Raw genomic sequence first — 11570 nt, forward strand, 5'->3', positions numbered from 1 at the left:
CGGGCCGAGGCGGAGCGGCTGATCGCCGAGCGGGCCGAGCTCGACCGCCTCGCGGCCGAGCGCGCCGAGGCGCAGCGGCTGGACGCCGAGCGCGCGGCCGCGGAGCGGGAGGCCCTGGCCCTGCGCGACGCGCAGTCCACCCAGCCGATCCCGCTGGGGGCCTCGGGCGAGCGCCCGGTGGAGCGCACCCGGCAGATGCCCGCCGTCGGCAGCCACCGCGCCCTCGACGAGGAGCTGTTCGCCCTCGGCGAGCCCGACGACGACGCGTGGCCCCGGTGAGCGTCTGGGACGACCTCGTCGGCCAGGACGACGCCGCCGCGGTGCTGCGCGGGGCCGTCGACGCTCCGGAGCAGATGACCCACGCCTGGCTGTTCACCGGCCCTCCCGGATCCGGCCGCTCGACGGCGGCGCGCGCCTTCGCCGCAGCGCTGCAGTGCGAGCAGGGCGGGTGCGGGCACTGCCACGCGTGCCGCACCGTGCTAGGCGGCACGCACGCCGACGTCCAGGTCGTGAGCACGGAGAAGCTCGGCATCGACATCGACGTCGTCCGCTCCCTCGTGCAGTCCGCGCAGCGGCGCCCGGCGGGCGGGCGCTGGCGCGTCGTCCTCGTCGAGGACGCCGACCGGATGAGCGAGCGGGGCTCCAACGTGCTCCTCAAGGCGATCGAGGAGCCGCCGGAGCGGACGGTGTGGCTGCTGTGCGCCCCGAGCGCCGAGGACCTCGTCGTGACGATCCGCTCGCGCTGCCGGCCGGTGCGCCTGCGCGTGCCCCCGGTGGAGGCGGTGGCCGAGCTGCTCGTGCGCCGCGACGGCGTCGACCCGGTGATGGCCGCGCACGCCGCCCGCGCCGCCCAGAGCCACATCGGCCTCGCCCGGCGCCTCGCCCGCGACGAGGGGGCGCGCCTGCGCCGCCGGGAGGTGCTGAAGATGGCGCTGGAGGTCCGCGGCGTCGGTGACGCCGTGGTCAGCGCGGGCAACCTCGTCGACGTCGCGGGGGAGGAGGCGGCTGCGGCCACCACCGAGCGGGACGCCGCCGAGCGCGCAGCGCTGCTGCGCTCCCTCGGGGCCGCGGCCACGGGCGCGCTGCCGCCCGCGCTGCGCTCGCAGGTGACCCAGCTGGAGAAGGACCAGAAGGCCCGGGCCACGCGCTCCAAGCGGGACGTGCTCGACCGCGCCCTGGTCGACCTCGCCTCCCTCTACCGCGACGTGCTCGTGGTGCAGCTGGGAGCGGACGTGGAGCTCGTCAACAGCGAGCTGCGCGCCGACGTCGAGCGCCTGGCGGCCCAGGCCCCCGCCGAGACCACCCTGCGCCGGCTGGACGCCATCGGCCTGGCCCGCGAGCGGATCGGCGCGAACGTCAACCCCCTGCTCGCCGTCGAGGCCATGGCTCTGGCGCTGCGCCCGTGAGAGTGCCCCGCGCGGCCCTGGCCCTGCTCTGCGCCGCCCTGCTCGTGGGCGGCTGCTCCTCCTCGTCCCCGGAGCCGCAGGGCGGGCCGCCCACGACCGTCCCCGCCCCCACCGGCTCCGTGGCCGTCGCCTCCGAGCAGGCCGCGGACCCCGCCAACGCCCGCTTCTACGACCAGGAGCTGGACTGGGTCGGGTGCGGCGAGGGCCTGGAGTGCTCCACGGCCACCGTGCCGGTGGACTGGGCCGCTCCGGCCGGCGCGACGCTGGAGGTCGCGCTGGCGCGCCGTCCCGCCGGGGACGCCGACGAGCGCCGCGGCGCGCTGCTGGTCAACCCCGGCGGTCCCGGCGGCTCGGGCGTGGACTGGGTGCGCGCCTCCCCGGTGGTCACGGAGGACCTCGCGGAGCAGTACGACGTCGTGGGCTTCGACCCGCGCGGAGTCGGGGCCTCGGCTCCGGTCGACTGCCTGTCCGACCCCGAGCTCGACGCGTACCTGTCGGCGGACGGCCCGGACCCCCTGGCACCGGGCGGCCTGGAGGCGCTGCGCGCCGAGGCCAGGGCGTTCGCGGCCGGCTGCCAGTCCGACGCCGGCGCGCTGCTGCCCCACGTGGGCACCGTGGACGCCGCCCGCGACATGGACGTGCTGCGCGCCGTGCTCGGCTCCGAGCAGCTGGACTACCTCGGGAAGTCCTACGGCACGCTGCTGGGCGCGGTGTACGCGGGGCTCTTCCCCCAGCGGGTGGGCCGGTTCGTGCTCGACGGCGCCCTCGACCCGGCGTCCGCGTACGACGAGGTGACCGTGGGCCAGGCCGCTGGCCTGGAGCAGGCGCTGCGGGCCTACGTCGAGGACTGCCCGTCCCGGCGCGGCTGTCCCCTGGCGGAGGAGCCCGACGCCGCCCTGGCGCAGATCCGCGGGGTCGTCGACGCCGCCGAGCGTTCTCCGCTGCCCACCGACACCGACCAGCCGCTGACCGGTGCCCTGGCCACCACCGGGATCATCACGCCGCTCTACGACGACCAGAGCTGGCCGATCCTCGACCAGGGGCTCACCGAGGCCCTCGACGGGCGGGGGGAGGTGCTGCGGCAGCTGGCCGACGCCTACGCCGACCGGCGTCCCGACGGCACCTACGCCTCGAACCTGCTCGAGGCCTTCGTGGCCGTGAACTGCCTGGACTACCCGGTGGACGCCGACCCGGAGCGGATGCGCGCCACCGCTGAGGCGCTGGCGCAGGCCTCGCCGACCTTCGGGGAGTCCATGGCCTACGGCGAGGTCCAGTGCGCGGAGTGGCCGGCGCCCCCGACGCGGCAGCCCGGGCCGATCGCCGCGGAGGGCGCGGCGCCGATCCTCGTGGTGGGCACCACCGGCGACCCGGCCACCCCCTACGCGTGGGCGCAGGCCCTGGCCGACGAGCTCTCCTCCGGGCGGCTGCTGACCTGGGACGGCGAGGGGCACACCGCCTACGCCCGCGGCTCGCAGTGCGTCGACGACGCCGTGGACGGCTGGCTGCTGGACGGCGTCCTGCCGGGGGAGGGGGCCACGTGCCCCGGCTGAACCCTCTACACTCGACCCTCGTGCCCGGCCTTCGCGCCGGTCGCTGCCGCCTTAGCTCAGTCGGCTAGAGCGACGCACTCGTAATGCGTAGGTCGTGGGTTCGACTCCCACAGGCGGCTCAGCACGTCCTCGTCAGGGGCTCCTCCGGGAGCCCCTGACGTCGTTGTGGGCAGGCCACGCACTGACGCCGACCGAGGGCCGGACAGGTCAGGCGGCGGCGGCCTCGAGCGCCCGCAGTCGGATCTGGTCCTGGATGCTCAGCCCCGCTGCGGGGTGGAGGACCACAGCGGCCGAGGTCGGGACGGTCGGGGCGGTGGAGGCGGGTTCGCGCATGCCGGACCGTCGGCGCGGGTGGAGCGCCGGTTGAGCGCCGTCGGCGTGTCTGCGGCGGCGCGCCATCGGAGCAGCGTCGACCGCTCTCCGAGAGCCGCAGCCGGGGAGCGGCTGACCGCACTGCCCTGGCGGGCACCACCCCGCGGCTCAAGGGATCCGCCCCATCCGCCGATGCGTGCTTGACCCTCCTGCACCCCTGCTGGAGGGCCACGTTCGCGGAGGTGTCGTCAGTGACCACGATCAAGGCCTCGTGCCCCAGCTGCGGTGATGTCGAGCTCACGCCGGTGCAGGTGCGGCTGGTGGTGTGCTCGGTGGAGGCGTGGTCGTTCTACGCGTTCGACTGCGCGACCTGCCGCGACGAGGTGCGCAAGCACGCCAGCGAGGACGTCATCCGCCTCCTGACCACCGGCGGCGTGCCCGCCGAGCAGTGGGACGTGCCCTCGGAGGTGCTCGAGGAGCGCCACGGCCCGGCGATCAGCTGGGACGAGGTCCTGGACTTCACCCTCGCGATCGAGGGCCTGGACGTCGTGGCCGCCGCCGCGGGCGCCGTCATGCGCCGCCACCGCCACCTGGCCTGACCGCACCGGCAGCGCCTGGCGGTCGCCGCCGCCCACCCGGTGCGGCGGATGGCCGCGCGGGCGCCCTGCAGGGAGACTGGGAGCACCGGCCTGGAGCGGCCGGTGCCAGGGCGGGCAGCCGGGGCGGGCAGCGGCGGAGGTGCGTGTGGTCGAGGGCCTCCCGACGCCCGACTTCGCGGCGGTCTTCGACGCGACGCCGACCCCGCTGCTGCTGCTGACGCCCGACCTCGTCATCGTCCACGCCAACCGGGCCCGCCTGGAGGCCACGCGCACCACGCTCGAGGCCACGGTGGGGCGGGGGCTCTTCGAGGTCTTCCCGATGAACCCCGCCGACCCGGACGCCGACGGGCTCGTGAACCTGCGCGCCTCCCTCGAGCAGGCCCGCCACACCCGGCGCCCGGTCACGATGGCCCTCCAAAAGTACGACATCCCCACGCCCGACGGCGGCTACGAGGAGCGGTACTGGAGCCCGCGCAACGTCCCGATCCTCGACGAGCGCGGTGAGGTCGTCCTCCTGCTGCACCGCTCGGACGACATCACGGAGTACGTGCGCGCCCGCGAGCAGGCCGCGGCCGAGGCGGCCCGGGGCGTGGTGCTGCGGGAGCGCGCGGAGCGCGTGGAGCTGGACCTCTTCACCCGCACGCGCGAGCTGGAGCAGCTCAACACCGAGCTGAGCCGCGCCGGCACGCGCGCCCACCTGCTGGCGAGCGTCACCGGGGCTCTGGCCGGCACCCTGGACGCCGAGGAGGCCGTCGCCCGCCTGGCCCGCCTCGTCGTGCCGACCCTCGCCGACTGGTGCGTGGTCACCCTCGCGGAGGACGCGGACCGCCCCGGCATCCGCACGGTGCGCGACATCGGTGCGTGGCACGGCGACCCCGAGCTCCGCCCGGTCGTCGAGGCCTACGCGCAGGCGCGCCTCGCCGACCTCTCCGAAGGGTCCTTCGTCGCGCAGGCGCTGCGCACCGGCCAGCAGGTCGTCCTGGCCAGCGCGGCCACCGAGCGCATCCGCGCCGTGCTGGCTCCGGGCCCCGCCCACGACGTGCTGGCGCGGCTGGCGCCGGAGTCCTTCGTCGTGCTGCCGCTGCAGGCCCGCGGCCGGACGCTGGGGCTGCTGAGCCTGTTCAACGGCGCCGCGCGCAGCCCGATCGACCCCGGCGACCTCGACACCGCGACCGACATCGCGGCGCGCGCGGGCCTGGCGCTCGACAACGCCCGCCTCTACGGCCAGCAGCGCGACCTCGCCGAGGGCCTGCAGCGGTCCCTGCTGACCGACCCCCCGCGCACGCCCCACACCGAGGTCGTCGCCCGCTACACCCCGGCCGCCGAGGCGGCCCAGGTCGGCGGTGACTGGTACGACGCCTTCTTCCAGCCCGACGGCGCGACCGTCCTCGTGATCGGCGACGTCATCGGCCACGACACCCAGGCCGCGGCGGCGATGAGCCAGGTCCGCACCATCCTGCGCACGGCGGCCGTCGTCACCGGCGACGGACCCGCCGAGGTGCTGCGGGAGGTGGACGAGGCCCTCGAGGTGCTCCAGGTCGGCACCAGCGCCAGCGCCGTGGTGGCGCGGCTGGAGCAGAGCGGCGACGACCGCGAGCGCGGCGTCACGCGCCTGCGGTGGTCCAACGCCGGCCACCCGCCACCGATGGAGATCCGCCCGGACGGGCTCGTCATGGGCCTGACCGGCATCAGCTCCGACCTCCTGCTGGGGGTCATGCCCTCGCTGCGGCGCCGGGAGTCCGAGGTGGCCCTCGACCCGGGCGCCACGGTGCTGATGTACACCGACGGGCTCGTGGAGCGCCGCGACCAGCCTCTGCAGGTGGGGCTCGAGCGCCTGCAGGAGGTGCTCGAGGACCTGGCGCAGAAGGACCTGGCCCTCGACGTCCTCGTCGACGCCGTCCTGGAGCGCATGCTGCCGCCGCGCCCCGAGGACGACGTGGCGATCCTCGCCGTCCGGCTGCACCCGCACGACGCCTGAGGGGCGTCAGCGGAGGGCGGGCTCCAGCGGCTCGACCAGCAGCGCGGCGACGTCGTCGGTGAGCGTGCCGCCGACGTGCGCGCGCAGGCGGCCCATGAGCTCCTCCAGCGCGCCGTCCAGCGCCGGGGCGGACGCCGGCCCGGCCCAGGCCAGCTCCGCGGCGGCGCCGGCGAGGTCGAAGAACCGCCCGTGGCGGTCTCGGGCCTCGATGACGCCGTCCGTGTAGAGCAGCAGCCGCTGCCCGGGGCGGAGCGCGGTCGACTCCACGACCGGGTCGACGCCCAGGCCGAGCGGCGGGCCCGGCCGGCACCCCAGCTCCTGCGGCGGGCCGTCGGCGGTCAGGCGCAGCGGCGAGGGGTGCCCGCACAGCACGAGGTCGAGCCGCCCGTCCGGCGCGAGGTCGCACAGCACGGCGGTGACGAAGTCCTCGGGGGCCAGCGCCGGCACCACGGCGCGCTCGATCTCCCGTGCCAGGTCGTCCAGGGCGAGGTCGGGGCGGGGGGCGGCGTGGCGGAACGCGGACAGCACGGCGGCGGAGGTCTGCAGCGCCGACAGCCCCTTGCCGCGGGCGTCGCCGACGATCATCCGCACGCCGCGGCCGGTGGCCACGACGTCGTAGAGGTCGCCGCCGACCAGGGCGTCCGTGCTCGCCGAGACGTAGCGCGAGGCCATGACGAGGCTGCCGACGCGGGTCGGGACCGGGTGCAGGATCGCCGCCTGCGCGATGACGGCCACCTGCGCCACGCGCCGCACCCGCTCCTCGCGCCGCACCCGCACCAGCGCGCTGAGCACGGCGAACCCGGCCAGCGCCGTGACGCCCGCCACCCGGATCGCGCCCTGGCCGGTGCCGAGGTCGCCGGCGTCCGCGCTGATCAGGCACACGCCGAGCACGGTGACGGCCGACGCCACGCTGGTCAGGCGCCAGGTGAGCACGAGGGAGGCCACGAGCGGCCCGAGCGCGAGCCACGGCACGACCGACAGCCGGCCCCCGGCGAGCACCTGGCCGACCACGAGCGCCACCACCCAGGCCACCGCGACCACGAGGGCCGCGAGGTGGTCGCCGGCCCCACGGGCGCGGGGCGCACCGGTGCGGGGCTCGTCGCTCACCCGACCAGTATCGGACGGCGGCCCGGAGGACTTGCGGAGCCGGCACCCGGACGGCCGCAGGGGCACCGCGCGCTCCTGGAGTACCGTCCCGCTCGTGCGCCCCCTGCAGATCGGCGAGGTGGCCGAGCGCACCGGCCTGTCGCTGCACACCCTGCGCCACTACGACGAGGTGGGGCTGGTCGTGCCCTCCAGCCGCAGCGAGGGCGGCTTCCGCCTGTACGCCCCGGCGGACGTCGAGCGGCTGCTGCTGATCCGCCGGATGAAGCCCCTCGGCTACGCCCTGGAGGAGATGCGCGAGCTGCTGGCGGCCGTCGACGCGGCGGACGGTCCAGGAGACGGCACGGGGGCCGAGCGCGAGCGCCTGCGCGCAGCGCTCGCCGGCTTCGTCGCCTCGGCCCAGGAGCGGCGGGCGAGGCTGGCGGCGCAGCTGGCGATGGCCGACGAGTTCATCGGCCTGCTCCAGGAGCGCTCGGGCACCTGAGCCGCGCTCAGGCCTCGCCGCCGAGGTGGCCGGCCAGGCGGTCGTGGCGCTCGGCGCTCGCCGCGTTCAGCCCGACGATCTCCACGCGCTTGCCACGGCGCGCGTACTTCGTCTCGACGGCGTCCAGGGCCGCGACGCTCGAGGCGTCCCAGACGTGGGAGCGGGAGAGGTCGATGACGACGCGCTCCGGGTCGCCGTCGTAGTCGAACTGGTGCACCAGGTCGTTGCTGGAGGCGAAGAACAGCGCGCCGTCGACGGTGTACGTGCGGGTGCCGTCCGGGGCGTCGGCGGCCGTGACGGTGACCAGGTGGGCCACCCGGCGGGCGAAGAGCACCGTGGCCACGAGCACGCCGACGACCACGCCGTAGGCGAGGTTGTGGGTGAGCACCGTCACCAGCACCGTCGCGAGCATCACGGCGTTCTCGCTCCGGGGCATCCGGCGCAGGGTGGCGGGGGCGATGGAGTGCCAGTCGAACGTGCCGACCGACACCATGATCATGACGGCGACGAGCGCGGCCATCGGGATGATCGCCACCACGTCGCCCAGGCCGACGACGAGCACGAGCAGGAACAGCCCGGCCAGGAACGTCGAGATCCGCGTGCGCGCCCCGGAGACCTTCACGTTGATCATCGTCTGGCCGATCATGGCGCAGCCGCCCATGCCGCCGAAGAAGCCGGTGATGATGTTCGCCGCGCCCTGGCCCCAGGCCTCGCGGGTCTTGGAGGAGCGGGTGTCGGTGACGTCGTCGACGAGCTTGGCCGTCATGAGCGACTCGAGCAGGCCGACCAGGGCCACGGCGAGGGAGTACGGGGCGATGGTGCGCAGCGTCTCCAGGGTGAGCGGCACGTCCGGCCACAGCAGCGAGGGCAGGCTCTCCGGCAGCGCGCCCTCGTCGCCCACGGTGGGCACCTGCCAGCCCAGGGCCACGGTCAGCGCCGTGAGGACGGCGATCGCCACCAGGGGGGCGGGCACCACCTGCGTCAGGCGCGGGAGGAGGACCATCGCCAGCAGGCCGACGGCCACCATCGGGTAGACCAGCCACGGGACGCCGATGAGGTAGGGCAGCTGTGCCGTGAAGATGAGGATGGCGAGGGCGTTGACGAACCCGACCATCACCGAGCGGGGGATGAAGCGCATCAGGCGCGCCACGCCGGCCAGCCCGAGGGCCACCTGCAGGACGCCGGCGAGGATGACCGCGGCGATCAGGTGGTCCAGCCCGTGGTCGCGCACGAGGGGCGCGACCACCAGGGCCACTGCGCCCGTGGCGGCGGAGATCATCGCGGGGCGGCCGCCCAGGACGGCGATCGAGCACGCCATCGTGAACGAGGCGAAGAGGCCGACCCGGGGGTCGACGCCGGCGATGATCGAGAACGAGATGGCCTCGGGGATCAGCGCCAGGGCCACGACGAGCCCAGCGAGGACCTCGGTGCGCAGCCGGCGGGGGGAGCGCAGCGCGGCCCGCACCGAGGTGACGTCATCGGTGCGGCGCGCGGGCGCCACGGAGGTGCTGGTGGCCACGAGGGCTCCGATCCGGGGAGGTGGGGGCCCCGCGAGGAGCCGCTCCAACTCTACGCCCACCCGAGGGTCGAGCCCGGCGTCGCTGCTGCGGCGCCCTCGGGTCAGACGGCCTCGGCGCGACCGGCGCGCCAGTAGCCCATGAAGGCCACCGAGGAGCGCGGGACGCCGACGTCGCGCACGAGGTGGCGGCGCAGCTCCTTGACCATCCCGGCCTCGCCGGCCAGCCAGGCGTACAGCCCGTCGGCGCCCGCCTCGGGGGCCGCGGGCACGTCCCACAGCAGGGAGCTGTCGACGTCGACGTCCTCGAGGTCACCAGCGGCCCTCGTGCGGGGGGCCAGGCCGCTGACGGCGCTGCGCACCGCCTCGACGAGCAGCCGGCCGTGGGCGTGCTGCTCGCCGCGCCGCTGGCGGGGCAGCCAGCGCACCTCGGCTCCGGCGGGCGCGGCCACGGGCAGGACGTCGGCCTCGTGCGGCACCTCGAGCAGGGCCAGGGTGCGGGTGCCGGGGGCCAGCTGCTCCAGCACCGAGCAGACGGCCGGCACCGCAGTCTCGTCGCCGGCGAGCAGCAGCGTGCTGGCGCCGGCCGGCGGCGCCCACTCGCAGCCCCACGCGCGCCCGGAGCCGGGGCGGTCGGGGCCGACGAGCACGAGGCGGTCGCCGGGGCGGGCGCTGGCGGCCCAGCTGGACGCCGGCCCCGCGGCGCTGCCGCGCCCCGCGCCGTGCAGGACGACGTCGACGTCCACCTCGGCCAGCTCCGGGCGCGCGGCGCGCACGGTGTAGGTGCGCATCACCGGCCGGGCGGCGTCCGGCAGCGCCCGCCAGCGGGAGTACCAGTCGTCGCCCCAGCGCACGAGCGGCCCGAGGGAGTCCTCCGGACGGGCGGGGTCGGAGGGCAGGACGAGCTTGACGCGCTGGTCGGCGCCGCCGTGGCCGAAGCCGTGCAGCTCCGGCCCGGAGAGCGTGATCCGCCGGAAGGTGGGGCACAGCGGCTGGACGCGGGTGACCGCGGCCTCGAAGCAGCGGTAGGAGGGAGCCGCCGCTGGAGCGCTGGGCCGGGCGGCCGCCACCGTCGTCACAGAGGGAAGCCTACCCTCAACTCCAGGGTGGGCCGGAGACCTCGGGGCTCCCGCCCCGGCCCGGGCTCTGCCATGCTCGCCCCGTGGTCAGCCCGGAACCCGTCGAGCGGCTCGAGCAGGAGCTCGCCGTGCTCTGGCGGCGCGCCCGCTCCATCTCGGGCCAGCTCGCCCGCGACCTGCACCCCGAGCTCGAGGCCGGCGCCTACGGGCTGCTGCTGCGGGTGCGCGCGCAGGGGCACGTGCGCGCCACCGACCTGGCGGGCTACCTCGGCATCGGCAAGCCCACGGTGTCGCGGCAGCTCGCCGTCCTCGAGCGGCTGGGCCTGGTCGAGCGCACGCCGGACGCCGACGACGCGCGCGCCCAGGTGGTCGCGCTGACCGACCTCGGCCGCGAGCGCGTCGAGCGAGTGCGGGCCGCCCGCTCCGAGCACGTCCAGACCATGCTCGACAGCTGGGACGACGCCGACGTCGACCAGCTCGCCCAGCTCCTGAGGCGCTTCAACGAGGTCGCCGAGGCCGCTCCGCGCACTGCGCGCTGACCCGCTCCCCGCCGTCCGGCGGAGCGGGTCGTCCTGCCGCCCCGCCCGGGCGCGTGCCGTTCACCCGGACGGGCCCCTCCAGTCGGGCCCAGGTCCTGCCGATGTCGGATCCGGAGGATCCGCACCACGGGAGGAACCGGATGAGCCAGGTCGACGCGCACGGCAGGACGGCGTCCGCCGGCGCTCGCGGGCGCCGTGCGTGGCGCAGCGCGGCCGGCGCCGCGGTGGTGGGGCTGCTCGTGGTGACGGCCGCGACGGCGCCGGCCCAGGCCGCGCCTCCGCTGCCCAGCGAGCAGGAGGTCGACGCCGCCCGGCAGGCCGCGGACGGCGCAGCGGCGCAGGTCGCGGCGCTGGAGGCCCAGCTCGCCGCGGCCAGCGCCGAGCTCGAGCAGGCCCAGCAGCGCGAGGCCGAGGCGGTCGAGCTGCACCACGTCGCCCAGGGCGAGCTGGAGCGCCGCGCCGCCGCCGCGGACCAGGCCCGTGCCGCCGCCGACGACGCGCGCGCCGGCGCACAGACCGCCCGGGCGGCGGTCGGTCGGCTCGCGGCCGGCAGCTACCGCAGCGGCGGCGACTTCGCCGGCATCAGCGCCTTCCTCACCTCCGCCGGCCCCCAGGACCTGCTCGACCGCGCCGCCCTCCTCGACGCCCTCGGCGAGCGGCGCGAGCGCGTCCGCGAGCAGATGGAGGCCTCGGAGGTCGTCGCCCGGCTGCTCGACGAGCAGGCGCAGCAGGCCGTGGACCAGCAGCAGGACGCCGCGCGCGCCGCGCAGGACGCCTCCACCGCCGCCGCGGCCTCCGCGGAGGCCGCCCAGGCCCAGGTCGCCGCCAGCGCGAGCGCCCGGGCCGCCCTCATCGAGCAGCTCGCCGCCCTGCGCGGGACGAGCGTGGCGCTGGAGCAGCGCCGCCAGGACGGCCTCGAGGCCCAGCAGCGCGAGGCGGAGGAGGCCGCGGCCCGCGCGGACCGCCGCTCGCGCCAGGACGCCGCGCCCGCACGGACCAGCGG

10 protein-coding genes, 1 tRNA gene and 2 pseudogenes are annotated in these 11570 nt (G+C 76.7%); 9 read left to right on the forward strand and 4 right to left on the reverse strand.

The window, feature by feature from the left end; genetic code table 11:
- The 4 genes and pseudogenes from AC5FZL_RS11625 to AC5FZL_RS11640 form a co-directional block, all read left to right on the forward strand.
- Window positions 1–279, forward strand: a pseudogene (locus AC5FZL_RS11625) (hypothetical protein); the annotation flags it as partial.
- A complete protein-coding gene (locus AC5FZL_RS11630) occupies window positions 276–1406 on the forward strand; it encodes a DNA polymerase III subunit delta' (RefSeq protein ID WP_493618796.1) in 1131 nt (376 codons plus the stop codon). The pseudogene AC5FZL_RS11625 and the gene AC5FZL_RS11630, both read left to right, overlap by 4 nt.
- Window positions 1403–2956 (forward strand): alpha/beta hydrolase, encoded by a 1554-nt coding sequence (locus AC5FZL_RS11635; protein ID WP_493618779.1) that lies wholly within the window; start codon window positions 1403–1405, stop codon window positions 2954–2956. The genes AC5FZL_RS11630 and AC5FZL_RS11635 overlap by 4 nt, the downstream gene beginning before the upstream one ends.
- Window positions 2957–3001: 45 nt before the next feature.
- Window positions 3002–3075, forward strand: a tRNA-Thr gene (locus AC5FZL_RS11640).
- Between the two features lie 88 nt (window positions 3076–3163).
- Here the strand turns inward: AC5FZL_RS11640 and AC5FZL_RS11645 are convergent.
- Window positions 3164–3289 carry a hypothetical protein gene (locus AC5FZL_RS11645; RefSeq protein WP_493618781.1) on the reverse strand — a complete coding sequence of 42 codons (126 nt, stop codon included), beginning with the start codon at window positions 3287–3289 and terminating at the stop codon, window positions 3164–3166.
- A 230-nt stretch (window positions 3290–3519) separates the two neighbouring features.
- On the opposite strand from AC5FZL_RS11645, the gene AC5FZL_RS11650 reads away from it, so the two are divergent.
- Both AC5FZL_RS11650 and AC5FZL_RS11655 read left to right on the forward strand, forming a co-directional pair.
- Entirely contained in the window at window positions 3520–3867 is a 348-nt protein-coding gene (locus AC5FZL_RS11650) for a hypothetical protein (RefSeq protein WP_493618783.1), read from the forward strand.
- Window positions 3868–4012: 145 nt separating this feature from the next.
- Entirely contained in the window at window positions 4013–5845 is a 1833-nt protein-coding gene (locus AC5FZL_RS11655) for a SpoIIE family protein phosphatase (protein ID WP_493618784.1), read from the forward strand.
- Between the two features lie 6 nt (window positions 5846–5851).
- Here the strand turns inward: AC5FZL_RS11655 and AC5FZL_RS11660 are convergent, their stop codons facing one another.
- A complete protein-coding gene (locus AC5FZL_RS11660; RefSeq protein ID WP_493618786.1) occupies window positions 5852–6952 on the reverse strand; it encodes a PP2C family protein-serine/threonine phosphatase in 1101 nt (366 codons plus the stop codon).
- Between the two features lie 94 nt (window positions 6953–7046).
- Here AC5FZL_RS11660 and AC5FZL_RS11665 point away from each other — a divergent pair, with 94 nt between their 5' ends.
- Window positions 7047–7433 carry a MerR family transcriptional regulator gene (locus AC5FZL_RS11665; protein ID WP_493618788.1) on the forward strand — a complete coding sequence of 129 codons (387 nt, stop codon included), beginning with the start codon at window positions 7047–7049 and terminating at the stop codon, window positions 7431–7433.
- A 7-nt stretch (window positions 7434–7440) separates the two neighbouring features.
- Here the strand turns inward: AC5FZL_RS11665 and AC5FZL_RS11670 are convergent, their stop codons facing one another.
- Together AC5FZL_RS11670 and AC5FZL_RS11675 are read right to left on the reverse strand one after the other, a co-directional pair.
- Entirely contained in the window at window positions 7441–8952 is a 1512-nt protein-coding gene (locus tag AC5FZL_RS11670; RefSeq protein WP_493618790.1) for a SulP family inorganic anion transporter, read from the reverse strand.
- Window positions 8953–9053: 101 nt separating this feature from the next.
- A complete protein-coding gene (locus AC5FZL_RS11675; protein ID WP_493618792.1) occupies window positions 9054–10028 on the reverse strand; it encodes a siderophore-interacting protein in 975 nt (324 codons plus the stop codon).
- Between the two features lie 83 nt (window positions 10029–10111).
- On the opposite strand from AC5FZL_RS11675, the gene AC5FZL_RS11680 reads away from it, so the two are divergent.
- Entirely contained in the window at window positions 10112–10567 is a 456-nt protein-coding gene (locus tag AC5FZL_RS11680) for a MarR family winged helix-turn-helix transcriptional regulator (RefSeq protein WP_493618794.1), read from the forward strand.
- Between the two features lie 140 nt (window positions 10568–10707).
- Window positions 10708–11570 (forward strand): annotated as a pseudogene (locus AC5FZL_RS11685) (NlpC/P60 family protein); the annotation flags it as partial.

The sequence above is a fragment of the Quadrisphaera sp. DVD1 genome, from assembly GCF_058932755.1.